At 49.2% G+C, this 22200-nt stretch carries 23 protein-coding genes; 12 read left to right on the plus strand and 11 right to left on the minus strand.

From position 1 onward, the window contains the following. Window positions 1-58 precede the first annotated feature (58 nt). From C1752_RS18235 to C1752_RS18260, 6 genes are all read left to right on the plus strand, one after another. Complete coding sequence (locus C1752_RS18235; protein WP_110987487.1) at window positions 59-511, plus strand: hypothetical protein; 453 nt, start codon at window positions 59-61, stop codon at window positions 509-511. 40 nt (window positions 512-551) lie between these two features. Beyond that, window positions 552-848: a hypothetical protein gene (locus tag C1752_RS18240; protein WP_233501703.1), complete on the plus strand. Its 297-nt coding sequence runs from the start codon at window positions 552-554 to the stop codon at window positions 846-848. Window positions 849-932: 84 nt separating this feature from the next. Beyond that, a complete protein-coding gene (locus C1752_RS18245; RefSeq protein WP_110987488.1) occupies window positions 933-1433 on the plus strand; it encodes a hypothetical protein in 501 nt (166 codons plus the stop codon). An 80-nt stretch (window positions 1434-1513) separates the two neighbouring features. Further along, window positions 1514-2413, plus strand: coding sequence for a glycine--tRNA ligase subunit alpha (gene glyQ / locus C1752_RS18250; protein ID WP_110987489.1), 900 nt, complete (start codon window positions 1514-1516; stop codon window positions 2411-2413). Continuing rightward, a complete protein-coding gene (locus tag C1752_RS18255; protein ID WP_110987490.1) occupies window positions 2410-3525 on the plus strand; it encodes an AI-2E family transporter in 1116 nt (371 codons plus the stop codon). The genes glyQ and C1752_RS18255 overlap by 4 nt, the downstream gene beginning before the upstream one ends. 69 nt (window positions 3526-3594) lie before the next feature. After that, window positions 3595-3954: a single-stranded DNA-binding protein gene (locus tag C1752_RS18260; protein ID WP_110987491.1), complete on the plus strand. Its 360-nt coding sequence runs from the start codon at window positions 3595-3597 to the stop codon at window positions 3952-3954. A 5-nt stretch (window positions 3955-3959) separates the two neighbouring features. Here C1752_RS18260 and C1752_RS18265 read toward each other — a convergent pair whose 3' ends face one another. Then, window positions 3960-5126 (minus strand): cysteine desulfurase family protein, encoded by a 1167-nt coding sequence (locus tag C1752_RS18265; RefSeq protein ID WP_110987492.1) that lies wholly within the window; start codon window positions 5124-5126, stop codon window positions 3960-3962. Between the two features lie 140 nt (window positions 5127-5266). Here C1752_RS18265 and C1752_RS18270 point away from each other — a divergent pair, with 140 nt between their 5' ends. From C1752_RS18270 to C1752_RS18280, 3 genes are all read left to right on the plus strand, one after another. Then, a complete protein-coding gene (locus C1752_RS18270) occupies window positions 5267-5587 on the plus strand; it encodes a DUF1825 family protein (RefSeq protein WP_110987493.1) in 321 nt (106 codons plus the stop codon). Window positions 5588-5677: 90 nt separating this feature from the next. Further along, window positions 5678-6547: an aminotransferase class IV gene (locus C1752_RS18275; protein WP_110987494.1), complete on the plus strand. Its 870-nt coding sequence runs from the start codon at window positions 5678-5680 to the stop codon at window positions 6545-6547. A 465-nt stretch (window positions 6548-7012) separates the two neighbouring features. Then, the gene (locus C1752_RS18280; RefSeq protein WP_110987495.1) at window positions 7013-8584 is read left to right on the plus strand and encodes a coiled-coil domain-containing protein; all 1572 of its coding nucleotides are present in this window, start codon (window positions 7013-7015) and stop codon (window positions 8582-8584) included. Window positions 8585-8683: 99 nt separating this feature from the next. Here the strand turns inward: C1752_RS18280 and aroA are convergent, their stop codons facing one another. After that, complete coding sequence (aroA, locus tag C1752_RS18285) at window positions 8684-10039, minus strand: 3-phosphoshikimate 1-carboxyvinyltransferase (RefSeq protein WP_110987496.1); 1356 nt, start codon at window positions 10037-10039, stop codon at window positions 8684-8686. Between the two features lie 147 nt (window positions 10040-10186). Here aroA and C1752_RS18290 point away from each other — a divergent pair, with 147 nt between their 5' ends. Next, entirely contained in the window at window positions 10187-11512 is a 1326-nt protein-coding gene (locus C1752_RS18290) for a PhoH family protein (protein ID WP_110987497.1), read from the plus strand. A gap of 5 nt (window positions 11513-11517) precedes the next feature. Here the strand turns inward: C1752_RS18290 and C1752_RS18295 are convergent, their stop codons facing one another. The 4 genes from C1752_RS18295 to prfC form a co-directional block, all read right to left on the minus strand. Then, on the minus strand, window positions 11518-11739 hold the full coding sequence (locus C1752_RS18295; protein WP_110987498.1) for a hypothetical protein: 222 nt from the start codon (window positions 11737-11739) through the stop codon (window positions 11518-11520). 332 nt (window positions 11740-12071) lie between these two features. Further along, complete coding sequence (locus tag C1752_RS18300; protein ID WP_110987499.1) at window positions 12072-12347, minus strand: hypothetical protein; 276 nt, start codon at window positions 12345-12347, stop codon at window positions 12072-12074. Between the two features lie 21 nt (window positions 12348-12368). Next, window positions 12369-12662 carry a photosynthetic electron transport-dependent transcriptional regulator PedR gene (gene pedR / locus C1752_RS18305; RefSeq protein ID WP_110987500.1) on the minus strand — a complete coding sequence of 98 codons (294 nt, stop codon included), beginning with the start codon at window positions 12660-12662 and terminating at the stop codon, window positions 12369-12371. A 142-nt stretch (window positions 12663-12804) separates the two neighbouring features. Further along, on the minus strand, window positions 12805-14412 hold the full coding sequence (prfC, locus tag C1752_RS18310; protein ID WP_199464440.1) for a peptide chain release factor 3: 1608 nt from the start codon (window positions 14410-14412) through the stop codon (window positions 12805-12807). Window positions 14413-14819: 407 nt separating this feature from the next. Between prfC and C1752_RS18315 the strand changes: the two genes are divergently transcribed. Next, window positions 14820-15461: a hypothetical protein gene (locus tag C1752_RS18315; RefSeq protein WP_146242375.1), complete on the plus strand. Its 642-nt coding sequence runs from the start codon at window positions 14820-14822 to the stop codon at window positions 15459-15461. Window positions 15462-16003: 542 nt separating this feature from the next. Then, complete coding sequence (locus C1752_RS18320) at window positions 16004-17470, plus strand: hypothetical protein (RefSeq protein WP_110987502.1); 1467 nt, start codon at window positions 16004-16006, stop codon at window positions 17468-17470. A gap of 469 nt (window positions 17471-17939) precedes the next feature. Here the strand turns inward: C1752_RS18320 and C1752_RS18325 are convergent, their stop codons facing one another. The 5 genes from C1752_RS18325 to C1752_RS18350 form a co-directional block, all read right to left on the minus strand. Next, window positions 17940-18341 (minus strand): hypothetical protein, encoded by a 402-nt coding sequence (locus C1752_RS18325; protein ID WP_110987503.1) that lies wholly within the window; start codon window positions 18339-18341, stop codon window positions 17940-17942. A gap of 244 nt (window positions 18342-18585) precedes the next feature. Then, complete coding sequence (locus C1752_RS18330) at window positions 18586-18939, minus strand: hypothetical protein (protein WP_158535135.1); 354 nt, start codon at window positions 18937-18939, stop codon at window positions 18586-18588. 210 nt (window positions 18940-19149) lie between these two features. Further along, window positions 19150-19983, minus strand: coding sequence for a hypothetical protein (locus tag C1752_RS29025; RefSeq protein WP_199464441.1), 834 nt, complete (start codon window positions 19981-19983; stop codon window positions 19150-19152). A gap of 606 nt (window positions 19984-20589) precedes the next feature. Further along, window positions 20590-21006, minus strand: coding sequence for a hypothetical protein (locus C1752_RS18345; protein ID WP_110987506.1), 417 nt, complete (start codon window positions 21004-21006; stop codon window positions 20590-20592). 236 nt (window positions 21007-21242) lie between these two features. After that, window positions 21243-21659: a hypothetical protein gene (locus C1752_RS18350; protein WP_110987507.1), complete on the minus strand. Its 417-nt coding sequence runs from the start codon at window positions 21657-21659 to the stop codon at window positions 21243-21245. Window positions 21660-22200: the final 541 nt, after the last annotated feature.

Here is a 22200-nt window from a genome sequence, read left to right on the forward strand (position 1 = left end):
CCTAGAATGAGAGGGACTATCGCAACGGTTAGATTTGCGAATCGCTCGGGATTTCTATATGACTACTGGAACTGCTTCATCGACAACAGCCGAAGATTATGTTGTGGTCGGTCTTGCGACTTGCTTCATCAAGACCGAAGGCAAATTAGAATCGGTCAAAATCATTGAACCGATTCCCTCGGCGGCTCTAGAGGCAATTCTGAAGGGTATTCCCACCTCCTATGAGATGGCGCTGGGAACAACCTACGGGGCCGTTTTGCAGGGGGATACACCGCAGCAGCCCACACAGTTTCCGGCGGGAACTCAGTTCTGCGATGAGTTTGTCGAGCGACTGCAGGCCACGGCCCGCAGCTACGCCACTCGGCCAGTGGCAACAAAGCATATTCCCGTTGGCGAGGTTAAGTCCGACTTCAACTTTTCCACAGAGCGAAAGCGCACGCTGAATTCAGAGCGAATTGTCAGCGCCGAAGATAACGTTAAGCAGCACTCCCATACCCATAAAGTGCTTTAAGCTAGCGTACGCTCCTCTCTGACAATCCACGATTGAGTTTATGTCTGCAATGTTTTTCTACCTGTGGCAAATGCTGCATCAGTGTTGGCAGGCGCTTCAGGTGCCGATGTGCTTCATCAGTGCCTGGGGATTGATCCTCTTAATGGGCTGGCGTCTAACGTTGGCAGTGCGTACCGGGGTTTCGGTCTCTACCCGCCTGCATCAAATTCCCTGCGCAGACTGTCAGTTTTTTACAGGCGATTACCGTTTGAAGTGCACGGTGCATCCTGACACCGCCCTCTCAGAACGAGCTATTGACTGTAGAGACTTTGAGGTTCATCCGGCCAGCAACTATTGAGCGCCAGCATGAATAGGGAACTGTCTCGGGGGCAGCATCTTCAAGAATGTTATTACCCCTTCATGACAGTCAGGAGATAGCGCCATGCTCACCCCCATACTGGGCTTCCTGCTTGGGAGCAGCGCGGCCACAGGGCAAGTTGCTGATGTTTGCGCCTGGACCCAGGAGGGATCGTGGGCCGACTATCAACCCGGGACGCTGCAGAAAATTGAACAGGAACTGGCGCCACCCAAGCCAGAGGGCGTTGGACAAACGCCTACAGGGCTACCGGTTAAAGTGACGGTGAACTATAGTGGCGAGTCTCGTCCGGTTTCTGAGGTGAATCGAGATGCGATCGCAACCTTCGCCCAAGCCAAACAGCCCCCTTCCCAGCCCAACATCACCGAGCTATTCACAAAAGAATTTCGATTCACCGAAGCGGGCAAGGACTACTGGCTACCGCTGCAAAAGCAAATGATCCCTTTTCTGAATAAAGAACTCTCTAAAGGCGATTCGGTGCAGCTATTGGCGCTATGGATCGGCTACGCCCACCCCCAAGGCGAAGTCAATCACACCTTTTTAGTCAACGAATTTTGCAAGCTCTAGCCGTTCCTCTCCCGCTGCTTTGGCGACGCCAAAAGCAAGTAGACTGAGTACTTAAAGAGAAGCTAAGGGGCCAATTGTCCGTGAATTTTCAGTCCGTTATTGCCAAGCTACACGAATTTTGGGGCGATCGCGGCTGTCTGATTGTCCAGCCCTACGATGTCGAGAAGGGAGCCGGAACTAAAAGTCCCCACACATTTTTGCGCGCCCTTGGCCCTGAACCCTGGTCCGTGGCCTATGTCGAACCCTGTCGGCGACCTGCAGATGGCCGCTATGGTGAGAACCCGAATCGCTACCAGTACTACTACCAGTATCAGGTGCTGGTGAAGCCCTCCCCTGACGACATTCAAGATATCTACCTTGATTCGCTCAGAGCCTTAGGCATTCGCCCCGAAGATCACGACATTCGCTTCGTCGAAGACAACTGGGAAGATGCAGCGGTGGGCGCCTGGGGCGTTGGCTGGGAAGTTTGGCTCGACGGCATGGAAGTGACTCAGTTCACATACTTTCAGCAGTGCGGTGGATTAGACTGCCGCCCGGTCTCTATTGAGCTAACCTATGGCCTAGAGCGGCTGACGATGTATCTGCAGGAAGTAGATGCGATCGCAAAAATTGACTGGAACGGTACTCTCACCTACGGCGATGTACACCTGCAGGGCGAAATTGAGCAGTCCACTTACAACTTCGAGGCTTCCAACCCTGAGCTTCTGTTTCAATTGTTTAGTCTCTACGAGCAAGAAGCCAATCAGCTCTTTGAACGTGAACTCGTTCTCCCGGCCCTTGACTACGTCCTCAAGTGCTCCCACACCTTCAATTTGTTAGATGCTCGGGGCGTGATTTCAGTTACTGAACGGACCCGCTATATCGCCCGAATTCGTCAACTGGCACGTCAGGTCGCTCAGCTTTATGTACAGCAGCGCGAAGCCCTTGGTTTTCCACTGCTTGGAAAGGCCGTAGCTGCCCCGGTAGGAGGTAAACCATGAGCTTAGGAAAGTGGCTGGGCCTCGTTGTCCTGCTGGTCTCTCTCTATATTCTTTGGCAGATTCGCCAAGTCCTGCTGCTCTTTTTTACCGCCGTCATCTTGGCCTCAGCCCTTAATAGCTTCGTTCTTTACTTAGGCAAGCAGGGCCTCAAACGGAGCTGGGCGGTGGCACTCACCATTGTGCTGGCGCTGGGGGTAACCTTCCTCTTTTGCCTGCTGGTGATCCCTCCCTTTATCTCTGAGTCACAGCAGTTTTCTGAGTTGGGACCTCAAAGCATGGACCGCATTGACCAGTGGACTAACTGGCTCGAAGCCCAGGTTCCCGATCAGGCCATTTTAGGCCCCGACGTCTTTGACGCCATCAATACTGTTGTCGATAACCTCACCAACGAGATCCCCAACTATGTCAGCGATGTTTTTCGCAACTTTTTGTCGCTATTTTCCAGCTCACTCCTAGTTCTGCTGAATATTCTGCTCATTTTTGTCTTGACGATCATGCTGCTGGTCGATCCGCACAAGTATCGCAGCATTTTTATTCGGCTGTTTCCTTCTTTTTACCGACGGCGAGCAGACGCGATTCTCACACTCTGTGACACTGCCCTCGACAGCTGGATCATCGGGATTCTATTCAACATGACTGTGATCGCGATTTGTAGCGGTATTGGTTTGTGGATCCTCGGCGTTAAGCTGGTGCTAGCCAATGCCTTAATTGCCGGTTTAATGGAGGCAATACCCAATATTGGGCCAACCCTGAGCTTAATTCCACCGATGGCCGTTGCCCTACTAGACGCACCCTGGAAAGCCTTAGCGGTCCTGATTTTCTATGTTTTGCTGCAGCAGCTTGAGCAGTATCTGTTAGTGCCAACGGTGATGGCAAAGCAGCTCGATCTGCCTCCTGCCGTCACTCTGCTTTCACAAATTATTTTTGCCCTGTTCTTTGGGTTTTTAGGTCTGCTGCTCGCGCTACCCCTCGTGATTGTGGGGCAAATTTGGTTCAAAGAAGTCATGGTCAAAGATATCCTAGACCGATGGAAATATTCGCCCCGCGATCCGAAGGCTAAGCACGCTTTTGAAGAGGCAACGCCTCCCATTGACCGCGAAGCAACAACGTAAGCCGAGACAAACAGTTGCCAATTGCGGTCAACGCCCAAGATAATAAAATGACGACCGAGGAACAATTTTATGAGCTTGAATCTTGTTAGTCTGGTGGGCCGTGCAGGCAGAGACCCAGATGTTCGCTACTTCGAGTCAGGGAGCGTGGTCTGCAATCTGACGCTGGCCGTCAATCGACGCTCAAAGAATGATGAGCCAGACTGGTTTAGCTTAGAAATCTGGGGCAAAACGGCTGAAATTGCGGCTAGCTACGTTCGCAAAGGCAGCTTAATTGGTGTTACAGGGGCACTCAAGTTCGATCGCTGGCAAGATCGTGGAACAGGCGCTCAACGTTCTAAGCCTGTAATTCGAGTAGACCGCTTAGACCTATTAGGCTCGAAGCGAGATACTGAGGCCAACGCGGGTAATAGCTACGACGATCAGTTTTAAACTCCTCAACGTACACCCGCAATCGTTCGCTGCCCCAATTGCGTCAAAACCTGCGGCAGCACAACCGCCACCCAATCAATATCTGCTTCAGTGGTGGCGCGGCCTAGGGTCAGTCGAATGCCTGCCCTCGCTTCTGCATCGCTATAGCCCATCGCCTTAAGAATAGGGCTAGGGGAAAGAGTTCCACTGTGGCAAGCGGACCCAGCACTAATGGCAATTCCAGCGAGGTTCATCTGCCTAACGATGGCGCGGCCACTAATGGGAGAATCACCCTGAGGCTGCAGATAGAAACTCGCATGGTGAGGCAGACGCTGCTGTCGATCTCCCGTCACGAATAGTTCAGAGATAGGTGAGAGCTGCTCAAATAAACGATCGCGCAGTTTACGCAGACGCTCAGTCTCATGGGCCATATCTTGAGCGGCCAGAGCCGCAGCCACCCCAAACCCCACCATTGTCGGAACCGCTGGCGTTCCAGAGCGCAATCCTGCTTCTTGACCACCGCCAGTTAGCATCGGAGTGAGTGTGATGCCGGGGCGAACATACAAGGCACCCGCACCCTGAGGACCATAGAGTTTGTGGCTTGAGAGAGAGAGTAGATCAACGGGTAATGCCTGAACATCAATTGGCAACCGCCCCGCCACCTGCACCGCATCGGTATGAAACAAAGCACCGTGATCACGCACAATACGGCCCAGCACTTCAATAGGCTGCAGAGTGCCCACCTCACTTTGCCCATAGATAATTGAGACGAGAGTCGTGTTGGGCTGTAGTGCTTTTTGCAGCTGCGCTGGGTCAATGAGTCCTTGGCGATTGACCGACAATCGAGTCACCTGCCAGCCCTGTGATTCTAGCCACTGGGCACAGTTGGAAACGGCCGAGTGTTCAATGCTTGAGATAATCAGGTGCTGCGGCGTTGTGTACTGATGGGCCACGCCCAACAGCGCCAGATTATCGGCTTCAGTGCCGCCGGAGGTGAAGGTAAGGGTCTCAGCAGAAGCTCCGATCAGTTCAGCGACTTGGATGCGGGCTTCTTCTAGAGCTGTGGCGGACCGCTGGCCCCATTGATGCAGACTAGAGGGGTTACCCCACTGATGTTGCCAAAGATTTTGCATGGATGCGATCGCATCTTTACAGCAGGGCGTTGTAGCACCGTAGTCTAGATAAATTTGCATGCCGAGTGATGATGAGTAGAATTACGGTTTTCCCTAATCCGTTGAGCTAGGCCAGAGCGGGTTCAGGCGATACCATAAAGATATCAAGCAGACACGCCAGTCTAGTTACCATTTCAACTCAAGGGGTATCATTCATTATCATGAGTTTTTTTGATTCTGATATTGTGCAGCAGGAAGCCAAAGGCTTGTTCGAAGACTATCAGTCTCTCACGCAGCTTGGGGGTGACTATGGCAAATTCGACCGAGACGGTAAAGTCATCTTCATCAAAAAGATGGAAGAAATGATGGACCGCTACCGCATCTTCATGAAGCGTTTTGAACTATCCGATGACTTCATGGCCCAAATGACCGTAGAGCAGCTCAACACGCAGCTAGGTCAGTTCGGTATGACGCCCCAAAAGATGTTTGACCAAATGAACACAACCTTAGAGCGCATGAAGCGAGAAATTGAAAGTGCTTAGCCTAGAGCATACGCTTTAAAATCCATCGCCAGTCGCAAACTGCCCCAGGCATTCAGGTAAATTGTCAGGGTACGTAAGCGATAAGCAGCTATGGGTCTACTGACAAATTTGAACGGGGTGATCTCCGAAACGGCGGAGGTTTCGATCTTAGATCGGGGATTTCTCTACGGTGACAGCATCTACGAAGTCACTCGCACCTTTCAGGGAAGATTGTTTGGCCTACAGGAACACCTAGATCGCCTGCGTCAGTCAGCCGACTACTTATACCTAGAGATTCCCTGGAGTGATAGCCAGATGCGCGCAGAGATCGAGCGCACGCTGCAGCAGGCATCTTGGCAGGAATCCTACGTACGGCTTGTGGTGAGTCGAGGTACAGAAGCGACCATTAGCCTGCAGCCCGGTGCAAATCTAAAGCCCAACTTGCTGATTGTGATCTCTGAAATTTCTCCAGAACCGACGCTTTCGGAAACGGGGCTGCATCTCACAATCGGAGCAAGACGACGCAACGACCCACGCGCTCTATCTCCCGCCGCCAAGACAGGGAATTATCTCAACAACATCTTGGCTCTTTTAGAAGCACAGCATCAAGGCGCTGATGATGCCCTAATGCTCAATACGCAGGGTCAGATCACAGAAGCCACCACCAGCAATTTTTGGATAGTCAAGGCAGGTGTTGTCTATACACCTCCTGCAGAAGTCGGCATTCTTAAAGGGATTACCCGACAGTTTCTGCTGCAGATTATGGCCGAACATAATGTTTCCCATCAAGAGCGAGAGCTGCTGCCCACTGATTTAGATGGCATCGAGGAAGCCTTTCTCAGCTCCTCTGTTCGATTGATTATGCCCGTCAACCACATCGATCGACAGCCGCTCCCCCATTGCCCAGGTGAGATGACGCGATTCCTCTGGGCTGAATTTCTTAAGCTGATGGCACGGGAGTCCCAAGCCATCTTGGCCTAGCTCTATCAAGCCTGCGTTTCCGCTCATTTTTTCAGCAATACTTGGAGCGCTGTAGTGCGAGTCGGAGTGCGGCTAATGACGTAAAAAGCAGCGTTCCTACTCTTGCCACTGCAGCTTCAAATTTGTTATTGAGGAGCGCGCTCTGATTTGTGCAACTCCGATTAACAGGTATATGTGTACAATTGATGGCGATTAGCTTCAATAGAGTGGGTCCATCATCAATTATTAGGGTTTAATGAGTCGTGTGTGGGCAACATCAAAACCAGTGGCTCTTTCTATCTGCTCAGAATTTTGATGGCAAAGGTGAGCGCTAGTGACCGATCGATAAAGAGCGGTTGCTCGCCATAGTCACCTCGGAGGTTAGCAAAATCCTATAATTTGTGACACTAACTTTGCATTCTGCGATAGTTTAGTCCTATCTCAAGGGGGGGAGTATAATATGGAACGCCTTGGACAGGAGACGGCATGAAAGACCTGAAAGATAATAGCATTGTGGATCTTAAGAACGATCCAGAGACAATGCTGGAGAAAATGATTAACCGCAACGTTAAATTCCAGGTTGTGGAGTATATTTCAGCCGCAGCGGCTGTCGGTGGCACGATCGCAACTGGTCTCGGTCAGAGTGCGGTGTTTGCAGCAGCTCCTCTCACCTTTTCGGTGTGTCTTAACCTGCTAAATCGGCGAAACCTCAATCAGCTTACGCGTCAGCGGATGTTTGCAGACACCACGGAGATTCAGAACCTCTTGACCAGCGATATTCAAGAGTTGAGGGCTGGTTTCCAAGAGCTGCCTGAGGTGCGCGAGGCGATTGATCTGACCGAGATGCAGGCCGCGCTTGCGGCGGTGTCTGAGAATGTCTCAGCCCTAGAAGAGAAAGCGCTCGCCCCAGTCAGTGAAACGGGCGAACCACAAACGGCCTTGGCTGCTGATATGGATCAGCTCCGAGCCCACCAGATTGAGTTAGCTGAAGCCATCGAATCGGTGAAGCAGCAGCTTGCCGATGCGCCTGAAGCAACGGTTGTCGGACCCGATATGAGTGGCGAACTGGCGACACTACGGGATGCGATCGCAAACCTAGAGCAGCGCGACAACGGTGCAGAATCCGTACCCAACTTAGAACCACTACGGGCTGAGCTGCAGGCGATGCTCACTCCCGTACAAACACAGGTTTCGGCTTTAAATGATCGTCTCCACAACCAGCCCGTCGAAGGGGATGCTGAAGGCAGCAGCTTTAACGCTGGATCTTCAGGCCAGGTGCTAGAGCTACAGGGGCACTTAGAAGGTCTCAATACCAAGGTAGACAACGCTTTTGTTAATCTTTCCGATGAGCTAGCTGCTGTTCGGGGCACCGTGGAAGGCACTCAAGGGCAGCTTGAAGGTGTCCAGCAGCGGATTACCGATGAAGTGGCTGGGGTACGCGGTGCCGTTGATAACACTCAAAATCAAGTTAACGACATTCAGGGACGTATAGAGGGCGTCGGTGGCACCGTCGATAACACCCAAAATCAAATCAATGATATTCAAGGACGCTTAGAAGGCGTCAGTGGTGCTGTCGATAATACCCAGAATCAAATCAACGAGATTCAGGGACGTCTAGAGGGCGTCGGTGGCGCTGTTGAAAACACCCAGAATCAAATCAATGATATTCAGGGACGCCTAGAGGGAGTACAGCAGGGCACAGGCGAACTGCCGACCGAGCAGATTGAAGCTCAAATGCAGACAGCCTTGAACCCGATTAAAGAGCATCTTAATAACTTAGATGGCAAGATCGAAGCGATACCCTCTCTTGATCCGGCGGCGATTCAGGGCCAAGGAGAACAGCTGCAGGCGCTGCAGGGGCAGCTTCACAGCATGGGCACACGCATCGATAACGTCTCATCTCAGGTTTCCACTGAGATGGCTAATCTGCCGAACCTCGTGGATCAAAAAATCAAAGAAAGCTCAGACTCACGTCCGCCTTCACCTCCACCTGTCGAGGAGAAGAAGGCGAGCAAACTTTTTGAACTGGATGCGTTGCTGGCAGATCTGGAATCCTAGCCTCATCAAGGTAAAGATGCCGTTATGAAACTTGAGTTCTGAATCTATTCGGAACCCAACATTGCTTACGACCGACTTTAGTTGCTCAGCCTGGGGCGTTTAATTGTGGACGACGGCATCTAGGGTAGGAACAAAGTCGGGGTAGGAGATGGCGGCTGATTCTGCGTGGTGAATCGTGGTAGTGCCGGTGGCGTTGAGAGATGCGATCGCAAAGCTCATAGCAATACGATGATCACCCCAGCTCTCGACTTCAGTGCCCTGCAGCGGTGTCCCCCCTGTAATATCTAAGCCATCAGGATGCTCACTCACCTGAGCCCCAAACTTCTGAAGCTGTGTTGCCATTGCCGTGAGGCGATCGCTTTCCTTCACCCGCAGTTCAGCCGCATCTCGAATTACGGTGGTCCCCTCTGCAAACGCAGCCGCCACCGCCAGCACCGGTATTTCATCAATTAATCGAGGGATAATCGCCCCCTCAATACGACAAGCCTTCAACTTACTGTGGCGAACACGGATATCAGCCACGGGTTCACCCGCTACAGTCCGCTGGTTCTCCAGGGTAATATCAGCCTCCATCTGCTGCAGCGCCTCTAGCACCCCAGTTCGGGTAGGATTAATGCCAACATTCTCAATCATCAGGTCTGAATCTGGCACGATGGCGGCCGCCACCATCCAAAAAGCAGCAGAGCTGATATCTCCTGGGACCGTCACGGGCTGCCCTTTGAGCTGCGCCGGTCCTTTCACCACTACCCGACAGGCTTCAACATCTACTTCCACATCAGCCCCAAAAGCCCGAAACATCCGCTCAGAATGATCGCGGGACTGGTGTGGCTCAGTTACGATCGTTTCTCCCTCGCACATGAGACCTGCCAGCATCACGCAGGACTTCACCTGCGCCGAGGCAATGGGCGATTGATAGTGAATCGGCTGCAGCTTTTGACCCTGGATGGCTAGCGGTGCAAACTTGCCCCCCTGCCGTCCCCAAATTTTGGCTCCCATTTGCTCTAGAGGCTTGACCACTCTGCCCATGGGACGAGATCGCAACGAATCATCCCCCGTCACTACAAAAAACCGGTCCGTATGGGAGGCCAAAATCCCCAGCATTAGCCTGAGTGTGGTCCCGGAATTTCCGGCATCTAGCACAGACTCCGGCTCTTGAAGCTGTCCCAAACCAATTCCCTGGACCGTCACTCGCTCTGTATTCAGTTCCGAAATCTGAGCGCCCATCGCCCGAAAGCAAGCCGCCGTACTGCGAGGGTCTTCGCCCAGCAGCAGTCCCCTAATTTCAGTTTCTCCCGTAGCCAACGCACCGAGCATCAAAGCGCGGTGAGAAATGGATTTATCTCCAGGGACCCTCACCGTTCCACGAAGACAGATGGGCGTCGCAGAGTGAATTGTCCAGGTTGTTGCCGTTGCGTCAGCTGCCGGATGGTGCAGTTTGAGAACAGAATCGCTCATGACTTTCGGACAGAATAGGGCACTTGCCATCCTACTCGGCTCGGCCATCGGCAAGCAAGTCTCGGCGAAAGTGCAAGGTATAGTAATGAAGCCTGCAGGCCAGATAAAATTACGTCTACACCGCCCCATTCCCCCGACAGAACACGAATGAAAAAAGTCTTTGTCCTAGATACCAATGTGCTGTTGCACGACCCCGCCGCAATGCATCAGTTTGAGGACAACGACGTGGTGCTGCCGATGACGATTATCGAAGAGCTTGATCGCTTCAAAAAACAGCCAGAAGAAACCGGACGCAATGCTCGTCAGGTGTCGCGCGAGCTAGACGGTCTGCGCCAGCAGGGAAATCTATTTGAGGGCATCGTCCTCGAAGGCGGCGGCAATCTTAGGGTGGCACTCTGCAACCGAGAAACCTTACAGGAACTGCCTCCAGAGCTAGAGCGCGACAGAGGGGATAACTCTATTTTGGCAGTGGCGCTAGAGCTGCAGCGCCAGTGTAATTGTCCGTTAGTCTTGGTAAGTAAGGATACGAATCTGCGTCTGAAGGCGGATGCCCTCAGTGTGGCTGCCGAAGATTACGAAACGGACAAGGTAAATGTTGGCGATCTCTACACCGGCATCTCTGAAGTGATCGTGGATGCCGAGTCCATCAACAATTTGTTTAAGCAGGGTGGCGTGGATTTAGACGGTCCCTTCTTACCCAACCAGAGCCTAACGCTGGTGGACTCCGTCAATCCAGCTCACACAGCCTTGGCCGTGGTCGACGGCCATAGCGGTCAGGTGCAGCCCCTCGCTAAAATTCCCCACGCCGGCATCTCACAAGTGATTCCACGCAACCGAGAGCAGCGCTTTGCGATTGAGCTACTGCTGCGCGATTCGATTTCTTTGCTCACGCTGGTAGGCAAGGCAGGCACCGGGAAGACCTTACTTGCGATCGCAGCCGGTCTGCAGCAGGTGGCCGATGAACAGCGCTACAGTCGCCTATTAATTGCTCGCCCCAATATTCCCATGGGGCGTGACTTAGGCTATCTGCCCGGAGATATTAAAGAGAAGCTAACCCCGTGGATGCAGCCCCTCTATGACAACTTTGATTTGATCTTTGGCACCCAAGACACCACTGGCCAACCCAGCCACTGGCGGCGTGGCCACGAAGAACTCATGGAGCAGGGTTTACTGCAAATTGAACCGCTGACCTACATTCGTGGCCGCACGATTCCCAAACAGTTCCTAATCGTAGATGAAGCTCAAAATCTAACCCCCCATGAAGTCAAAACAATTCTGACCCGTGCGGGCGAGGGAACAAAGGTTGTGCTGACCGGCGACCCTGAACAGATTGACAACCCCTATGTCGATGCAGCCAGCAATGGTCTCACCTACGTCGTCGAAAGATTTAAAAAGGAGCCACTCGCGGGGCATGTGACGCTGCATCATGGCGAGCGCTCAATGTTAGCAGAACGAGCCGCCGCGCTCCTGTAGCGTGATTACGAATAACCTAAAAGCTCAGAAGAAATAAGTTCTTGGAGGTTTTCGTCATCAAACGCTTGGAGAGACATCGCCAGACCGATGTGTACCAAGTTGAGGCGCTGTTTCACAGCAGGATCAAGATCTTCAGCAGCTTCTTCAGCACACTCGAGAATAGTTTGGGCCATTTGCAGATTATCTTGGGTAACGGCTAGGGCTTCTGCTAATAGGGACTCAAGCATGTCGATAGGCTCTCTTGTGAATGTTGTTAGACGGTCTTGGTGACCATATTTCTATGTTCGGGCGAATCACTAAAAAAAAATACCGGACGATTACTGAATTTTTGAGCGCATTTAACCGACAGCAGCTAGATAAGCCTGTAATTATGCTGAGATGCTGATAGAAAAACCTTAAGGAAATACAAAGATAGCGCCACACAGCAATCTTACAAAAGCAATAAAGAGGCATTCATATCTGTAAAGTTGCGTAGAGAAACTCTATGTTTTAGTGACTGTCAATTGCTAACAAAATGCTCTCAAAAGCTATGTCGCGTCAGACAAGGAAAACCTTAGGTTCAGGCAATATCATCTGAACGGCGTTTCCATGCACCAAAGCGTTCGGCATAGAAGTCTAGTATTTTTTCCAGCTGCTCCTGATCGATCTTTGCAAGACTTTCAGGATGACGAATTCGCAGCCAACCTACCTGACTTTGCATATAATCAAATTCTTGGGCATCCTGCGGCAGCAGCTCGGTCTCAACGCTTTCAACCTGACCTAGATGAGCCGCAATTTCACTGTAAACGGCCAGCGGTAGTTCAGAATATTGAATATCGTATTGTTGCAACGTCACGGATAAGCTCAATAACTAAGACTAGGACTCAACTCGCGAAGACTCAGAAGCCTCCATTGAACCATTCGGCAGCAAGCAGCAGTTTACATTATCGAGGCAAACCTTTCCCCACTCTAAGGCCCAGCGAACAAGGGCCACTCTATTCTCAGTCCCTGTCTTGGTGAGAATATTGCTGATGTGATTGTCTACGGTGCGCTTACTGATCTCTAAGCGCTGCGAAATCTCCTCATTTTTGAGCCCAGAGGACACTAACTCGATCACCTGCACCTCACGCTCAGATAGGGCATGACCTGTCTGTAGTTCTCCCGCGCTCATATGTTTACTCTAACCGTGTAGATCTACCTACTAATTCTAGACCAATTGTCAAAGTTGGGTCGTGTCTTAAGGTCGTCATAAGATCCTCAGCCTGGGACTTGCCGTCTTAGTTGACGCCTAACTCGACTGACTCCTTTGCGTTTCAAGAAACTTGGCCAGACGTAACGGGTGCGATCGCATCTAAGACCAAATCAGGGTGGTCACCATTCACCTGATGCAGATTCCAGCTGTTCTTAAACAGCAGCACTGGCCGGTCCCAGCTATCTTTGACCGTAATTGCATTGAAGATACGTCCCACCTTCTCTAACGCGGGCCATCCATCCTTCACCCAGCGGGCCACCGTATAGGGCAGCAGCTCTAGGCGAGTTTCAACCCCGTATTCATTTTGCAGCCGGAACTGGACAACTTCGATCTGAAGCTGACCCACCGCCGCCAGAATCGGATCGCGCTTAGACTCATCAGCAGAGTACATAATCTGCACCGCCCCTTCTTCTCTCAGCTCGGAGATTCCCTTCTGGAACTGCTTGAACTTAGAGGGATTTGGGTTCTTGAGATAGGCAAATAGTTCCGGTGAGAAGCAGGGAATACCGTCGTACTCAAGTTTTTTACCTTGAAAGATAGTGTCGCCGATAGCAAACATGCCTGGATTGTTGAGGCCAATCACGTCCCCAGGATAGGCTTCGTCAATTGAAGCTCGACCTTGGGCAAATAGTTTTTGAGGGCGGGAAAGACGAATCGTTTTGCCGGTGCGAGCATGGCTGACGGTCATGTCTTTTTCAAACTTACCGGAGCAAACGCGAATGAAAGCGACGCGATCACGATGCTTCGGGTCCATGTTGGCCTGCAGCTTGAACACGAACCCTGAAAAGTCTTCATAGGTGGGTTCAATATCACCCAACGTACTGTGATAAGCACAGGGCTTCAAAGCGTAGTCCATGAAGGCTTCTAGGAATAGCTCCACGCCAAAGTTAGTCATGGCACTACCGAAGAAGATCGGCGTCATCAAACCCGCATGAACCATTTCCATATCTAGCTCAGGACCGAGTTCCTCGATCACCTCTAGCTCGTCTTTGAACTGGAAGTAGAGATCTTGATCTAGTAAATCTTCAATCTTCGGATCACCGATATCGACAATGGTTGTTTTCGCTTCCCGCCGACCGTGACCGCTGCGCTCAAACAGATGAATTTTGCGACTGCGGCGATCAAAAACACCCTTAAAGCGATCGCCCATCCCAATCGGCCAGTTCACGGCGTAGGTCTGCAGCTCTAATTCTTGCTCAATCTCGTCCAGTAGCTCCAGCGGCTCTCGGCCGGGTCGGTCGAGCTTGTTGATGAAGGTAAAGATGGGAAGCGATCGCAACTTACACACTTCAAATAGCTTGCGCGTTTGTGGTTCCAAACCCTTGGCCGCATCTACTAGCATCACAGCATTGTCCGCCGCCGCTAAGGTTCGGTAGGTATCTTCGCTGAAGTCTTGGTGCCCCGGCGTATCCAACAGATTAATCTGGCAATCCTGATAGGCAAACTGCAGCACCGTCGAAGTAATGGAGATGCCGCGCTGCTGCTCCATTTCCATCCAGTCAGAGGTCGCATGACGCTGCGCTCGCCGAGCCTTCACGGCTCCAGCTTCATGAATCGCGCCTCCATAAAGCAAGAGCTTTTCCGTTAGCGTTGTCTTACCCGCGTCCGGGTGCGAAATAATCGCAAAGTTACGGCGACTTTCTACGGCTGTAGCGAGTTCAGAGGACATGCACAAAAAGGAAGGATCAGTGACTTCATTATAGAGTGGGCCTTTGACTTTCAGGGAGCCTAAGGCAAATCCCCACGATTTCACCTTTCGAGCATCTCGCTCATCCTCTGCTAACCCAATATCTGACAATTACAAGATAAGAACACGAACATCATCGGCCGTATATACGACAAGCTTATTTTGATTAAGGAAAAATTAATTTTCCCGAAATAAAAAACTTCAAAACCTTAGGTCGTTACGACTGTTATAAAAGTTATTTGTTTTGCCAGATATAAATATTGCGCTCTCCAAGATTTAAAGACAGAATGAGGATGCGAGATGCTCTATTTTTAATGAATAATAAGAAAGCATTCGGACATGCGGTGGGGCAACGTTCAGATCAAGTTTTAGAACAGGGGAACCCAATAATGAGAATAATCAGCCCAGGGCTATTATTGGCTCTAGCAAGCGTGCTGGCCGTGGCCACATCCGTCTCTGCAGAAGACAATAAGGCCGCTTCATTAGCCCCCAATGGTTCCATTCAGCCTGCAGGGGGGCAGCTTGGTGGCGCTCCCCTTCCTCCGCCGATTAATCATCGTGCATTTCAAAAGCCAGAACTTTTAGACAACTATGGGTTGATCAAGGGCATTCAAAATGACAAGGTCTCTGTTCGGCTTTTAAATGGAGATATCAAGACGTATCTTCTCGCTTCAAACACTGTAGGCGCTAAGCTAAGGCGCGGCGGTCTCGTTGGATTTAGGACAAACATCAAGGGAGAAATTACCAGGCTTTCACCCCCTCAAGTTCGCAAGGTTTATACCGGCACTTTAATCATTGTCGACGGTCAGAAGATCGGCATGGTGACGCCTCAGGGTGACCGCTTCATCACCACATTAGCCAAGAATAAGATTGCTCGGATGGGTTTAGCTCCCGGTCAACCCATTAAAATCACCCAATATCGAGGAACGTGGGCCACGAAGGTGTGTCAGCCAGGAGCACTCAATGATGATGATTCTTTCCCGATCCTGGCGGAGCAAGGGCGTGGCACTATTATTCCTCAAGAACAGTAGTCATTGATTAGAGTTCTGGCTTGATTCAGCGTTAATGATTTTTGAGACTTCCGCTATGCAAGCATGGTGGAAATCTCAGTTTTAGAGGTTGTTATGGAGTTGCGATCGCAATTCCATAAACAACACTCTGCACCAAGCAATATCGCCCATCACCTATATCATTCTCAAAATCGAAAATGAGAAATCATTCACCTATACAAAGCAGCTTGTTTTTAACAGCCCTAAATTACCCCTTAGAAAGGCTCATAAAGGGCTGTTTCCGATCTTAGATTGCAGTCAATACAACATCCGTCTTCTAGAGCCGTCTTCGCAGTGAGCCTGTAAGTCATTTTCTTCTTTAAATCAGAGAGGGAAGCGGACTCTCGGATGCATGGTATGCAGGCAGAAATTAAATATCGGCAACATATACTACACTCAAAGAAAAATATAGTAGAATAGACCAGCGGCCTAAGACCAAGTCAATCAGCATCTAGAGCTTAGTCAGCGCCTTTAAAATATGCCGGGGGGCAGTTAAGAAAAAGCCTTAGATTCAGGTATCCCCCATGAACAAAAGAATTTACTATACAGCTCTCACACTTGCGATCACGGGAATCTGTACAGCTGCAACAGCTGTCGCCGCCGCAGACGAAAGTATTACCACGACTTCTCCATCTCCTATAGATTCTTACGCCGATCAGAATCTTCAGGGAGAGATACTTGTAGCCTCTGCTCCTCTATCAGATGCTGAGACAACAGTTACAAGCTACTCTAAGCAGCCTAAGCATTTAGAGGGACCTAATATTCCTCCCCGAGTCTTAGCTTCTCCTGATCTCCAACCTCTCGCAAGACTAGATATTGAAAAGACGCCTATTACAAATGGAGTAGTAGAAGTTTCTACGTCAAACATTGACTTCTCAGCAACGCTAACCTTCAAACCCTCTGCACAGACAATCGCTGAGATCCAGGCACTAGAATCAAAGACATCTCACAGCTTTGACAATAGTGCATCTTTACTGGCTCTGGCTTCAGAAACTGTTGAACCAGCCAACGCAGGCATTAGGTCACAGGTAGTTGAAACACCAGAGCCTGTTGTACAGAACATCAACTTCCCAACAGCTCCAACATTCACTCCTTCCGCACAGACAATCGCTGAAATTCAAGCTCCAGAGTTAAAGACATCTCACAGCTTTGATAGCAGTGCATCTTTACTGGCTTTGGCCTCAGAAATCGTTGAAGAAACTAATACTGAGTCCGAGGTGCTGAAAGATGAAAAAACGGAAGCTGTTGTCTCAGACATTAACTTACCAATAGTTCCAACTTCCTCCGCCATGGCACAAGCCATTCCTGAATTTCAAGCACCCGCAGTTGAAGCTGACCAATCTGTTGAACATGGTGCTGCATTACTGAGACCTTTAGCACCAGGCCTTACCGCAGAACCTAAACTAGAAAATTCAGCCACCATTCAAAGGAATAGTGTTGCAGATGCAGTAGTAGCGCCAGCGCCAAAACAAACACCTACGCTACAAAGCAATCTTGATAGGGCCCCCATAACTCCAAAGTCATCAGAAATTTTGGATAACTATGGATTAGTCAACTCTATCAAAGGCAATAAAGTCTCGGTTCGTCTCTTAAACGGAAAGAATAAAACCTACTTGCTAGCTTCTAATTCCGCAGGGAGTCAAATCAGGCGTGGCGGCTTAATGGGTTTTAACACGGATCGCCGAGGTAGAATTACGCGTCTCGCGCCTCCTAAGATCAAAAAGATTTACCAAGGCACTCTAGTTATCGTGGAAGGGACAAAAATTGGCATGGTGACACCTGAAGGAGAACGTTTTATCACAACGCTTTCGAAGAGAAAGATTGCTCACATGGGCCTAGCGCCTGGACAGCCGATCAAGATCACTCAATACAGTGGAACTTGGGCCACAAAAGTTTGCCGTCCGGGAGTATTAAGCGATCGCCAGATTTCATCTGATGCGATGCAGAGGCAAAGAAATTTCTTGAGGGGTGAAACCTCACCAAAATCTTAAGAAATAAAGACCTTAGAGGACGCTCAGAAAATCAGCCTAGGAAGTCGGAAAGGCTTTCTAGGCTGACCTATTAAAGAGCAGCAGAGAATCTTTTCTATCACCTCTTTTGATCTTTCAATAGCTAAGTGGCCCTAGAGATAAAAAACAGCAAAATAACGGCAAAAAGTTTATTTAGGATACAGAATTACCTGATCTTCACCGATGCAGATAAAACAGTAGATCAAGGCTGGCTAAAAAAGAATGCCTGAGTTGAATTAATCTCCTGAAGCCGGCTCAGATCGCTCTATAGACTTGATATTTCGTCGTTGGTCGATAATCTCTGTAAGTATAGAAATGACAAAAAAATAATTATAGACACGAAAAAAGCCTGCGCAGACAAGATTTTTACTGTTCTGAAAATCAAGAAAACTTAAGTAAATAGGCCAAGGAAAGGAAATTCGTATCTTCTTTCTGTATTAATTAACTTGTCTTACTTCCCCTCGTATTCAAAGGATTTAATAACGGTAAAATCGTAGGTTACTTTTCCCTTTGGCAAATCATACTGAAAATCTGAATAGATTTCATTGTAAGCCGCAGCGTACTGTGGCAAAAACAAGTAGTGATAGAATCCTTGGGGAGGGAAGAAACTAGAGCCAAATCCATTGAGGCCAAACCCAAACCCTCCGGCAGCAAATACATTTCCGGAAAATCCACCCGCTGTAAATGCATTACCGGAAAATCCACCTACAGAATTTGCAGGTAGGAAAAATGCCTCGGCAGGCGTTGCCTGAGGAGAAGTAGACTGACCAAAGATAATTTGCGCGTTGGCCCCATTTGTAAACGATGCCAAGGCCACCGATAGAGTTGTTAACGCAAGTACAGGAACTTTCATGGGACAAGCCTCACAGCAGAACAGATAGAATAAAGGGCAGAATTATCTTTTCGTTTAGTAGCTTAATTTATGTAAAAAAGATATAAAGAACATGAAATAATGCCTTTGAGAAGCTGCATCCCTCCCACAAGATATAGCTCCTTTAAAGATATTTGGGCCATCTGTGCTTTTCGTCTACTACAACCACGACTGGCACATTGATCAATGTATTCCCAAAGAAAACTACTCAGCGATTGAGCCGAGCCTATCTGCCTCGCGGTCCTACCTGTGGCTCTGGACTACTCCGTCGAGGTCCGCGATCTCCACTGGCACCCGTTGTGACATTGGTTGTATGCACAAAATCAGCATAATCAAAAGATTCACTGAATTCGTAGACGGTGGTTGTTAGCCTTTCTCCACGCTCTCTCGTTATAGAGGTATTTATAGTGCCGTTATCAGAAACGGTTGTAGTTGTGGCACCATTGGCCCGATTAGAGGTATGACTGGAGTCACGTTGAGAATCAGTGGTGATAGAGAAGCCATTTTCACTCGTTTGTTCCCTTGTCACAACACGGTTGTTACGCTCTGCATGCCCCTGTGGGCTGACAACGAAGTTCATCACAGTTGTGCCAGAAGCATTCTGTGCCAGGCTTGGCAATACAAATGTCAAGAGCCAAAAAGGTGAAAGCACAAGAACATATTTGGGTTTCATACTAACAATTCTCGCTTTTCGACAGGGTAGGCAGCTACCATTTATAACCATCATCTCTATTCAAGAGTAAAGAAACATCCCTAACGACAGCTCAACTTAAGCCAAGGATGATTCAGACTACTGCCGTGCTTGAACACTTGATTCCTGAGTGCTAGCCGTTGCGGGTCGCTGCAGCTGTGCCGGCTGAACTGGTCGCTGCGGCTGAGGTACGGCCTGCTGTTGAACAGGTTGAATGGGCTGGCCTGACTGCTGCTGTACAAAATTTTGATTCGTAGCAGACGGCTCATTGATAAGCTGCTCAGCTTGCTGTCGGGAGACGGGCTGGACTTGTTGCTGGCCCGCTTGCTGCTGTCGAGAAACAGGTTGCGCTTGCTGTTGACCCAGTTGTGGCTGACGGCCTCGGGCATTACGATTATTCTGCTGTGGCGCAGCACCAAATGGGCTGGCACCAGGCTGCGGAACGGTGACAGTTGGGCACTCAAGGCCAGCAAGCTGATTAAGATCTTCGTAGCTAATCTTGATTCCAGATTTAATCATTTTGGAATAGTTACTAATGACTAGCAAACAAGTTTCCAAAGACGCTCTGGCTAATTGTGTCTTTGCATATGCTCGGCAGGTATCTACACCAAATGACTTGGTATAGGTAAATGAGCCACCAATAGAACCTGTATCGAAGGGACCGATTCCATTACCAAAAGCAGATAGCGCAATACCAGAGCTGGAGCAGTCAGCGATACCATTACCAACAACACTTCTGCCTAGAGGGAATGAATTCACTTGTGTATTAACAAGCGATCCCTGCTGGTTTAGATCAACGACAGGATTCGCCGTTGAGTTTGCATTGTTGGGAGCATCAATATTGTTTGTGGTAGCCTGTGCAGACACTTTCCCTGCAGTACACAATAGCAAGCCAACAACTGAAGCACCCGCCATTAAATGACGATAATTCATTTCATGTTCTCCTAGGCCAACGATAGGGGCATTAATAAATTTTTGCCCCCCAAATTTCTAAGTGCGGATTAAAAGTCAAACCCGGCTGTAACTCTGTGACTTTCCTGGAAACCAGTAAACTCATAAGACTCCTGTACACGAACCGTTGTGTTCTTAAGTACAGTGCCTTGCTCCCTGGAATAACTTCTGGATGTAACGTCAAAGTAGGTGTCTTCTTGGACGTTGCGGCCATCTTCGACGTAGGTAATTGAAGTTTTACCTCGCTCACGCTTTACCGCAAAGGCATCAGCTTCGCGCTCGCCATTATAAACTTCTCTAACATTGAGCCTAGTTTCTGCCTTGCCATTTGTGATGACCCGCCGACTTTGGCTATTCCCAACATAAGCACTGCCTGCTATTGCTGGCAGTGAAGCTACAAGCCAAGAGAAACAGATAAGAGGGAGGAATCTACGGCATTTCATTTTAAACACCATCAAGTTATCAAAACCATCGGGGTGTCACTAAAATGCAATCTAGTTTGCAAGAATTTACCCCGTACGACTTGTAGGTTAAGCCTCACTGCTCTCAAAGCAAAAAGGCTTAACCCATGAGAGAGAAATACGAAAACTAGAAGTCGAAACCAGAAGTCACGCGGTGAGTCTTGTCGAAGCCAGAGAAGTCGTAGGACTCATGGACTGCAACATCAGTTGTATTTTTGAAACGACCGTGCTCACTAGACCAGCTGCTAACACTAATATCAGCGACATCAACTTCTGAGAAATTAGTCTCACGCCAAGAGCCAGCAACATCACCCTTCTCAGTGTAATCAGTTGTTGTTACGCTCCACTCATTCTTCACCGCATCGGAGCCGGCTGAACGAGTCCCTTTATAGACCTCATGCACCTTAACCTTAGTATCTGAATGGCCGTTGTAAGTATTCTTTAGGTTGAAGCTGTTCTCAACGTAGGAACTTCCAGCCAAGGAAGGAAGAGCTGCAAAACCTACGAGAATTGCAGAAAGAGGAAGAACTCTTTGAAGTTTCATAATATTCACTACTGAATAACTGCTTTAGAAAATAGAGAAGGGCACGTCGCCTTCACATACACTGATAAACTCAACAGATCTTGACCTGAGCAATATAAGGAATCGCTTTAAATCGGGATTAACCTCAATAGGTAGTTGCAGAAACACTACAGAATCAAGACAATGAACGTCTTAAACTTTTGCTACCTGTTCAAAACTATCCCGGTATTGCTCAGGCGATATGACTAAAGAATTGCTTAGAAGTCGAAGCCAGAAGTCACGCGGTGAGTCTTGTCGAAGCCAGAGAATTGGTAGGACTCATCCACTGCAACTTTTGTTGAATTAATGAATGCACCGCTTTCCTCGGACCAGCTGCTAACGCTAATATCAGCGACATCAACTTCTGAGAAATTAGTCTCACGCCAAGAGCCAGCAACATCGCCCTTCTCGTTGTAATCAGTTTTTGTAATACTGTATTCATCCTTGGTCGCATCAGAACCAGCAGAACGAGTACCCAGATAAAGCTGATTGACATCAACATCAGTTTTAGAATAGCCGTTGTAAGTATTCTTTAGATTGAAGCTGTTCTCAACGTAGGAACTTCCAGCCAAAGAAGGAAGAGCTGCGAAGCCAACGAGAATTGCAGAAAGAGGAAGAATTCTTTGAATTTTCATGATACTCACTACTAAATGATTGCTAGAGAAAATAGAGCAGGAAGAAATCTTCCCCTCGAAAATATGGCTAAATCTACAGATTTCAACCTGAGCAATACAAGGAATCGCTTTAAATCAGGATTAGCCTCAATAGGTAGGTACAAATAGCACTACAGAGTCAAGGCAATGAGCGCCTTAAACTTTCGCTATCAGTTCAAAACTATCCCGGTATTGTTCAGGCGATATGACTAAAGAATCGCTTAGAAGTCGAAGCCAGAAGTCACGCGGTGAGTCTTGTCGAAGCCAGAGAATTGGTAGGACTCATCCACTGCAACTGTTGTTGAATTATCGAATGAACCGCTCTCTTTAGACCAGCTGCTAACGCTAATAAGTAGCTAGGCGGAATTAAACTTAAGACGGTGTACCTTGTATTTGCCCTTTTCACCTCGAGCGGTCATCCCTTCGATGACGGCAATCGCTAAATCGTACTCATTGCTAAACATCTGCCCCGCTATTTCGTGAGCCTTAAGTTGCCGCCACTGGGTCTCAATGTCATTCAACT

The organism is Acaryochloris thomasi RCC1774 (genome assembly GCF_003231495.1).
GTDB lineage: Bacteria > Cyanobacteriota > Cyanobacteriia > Thermosynechococcales > Thermosynechococcaceae > RCC1774.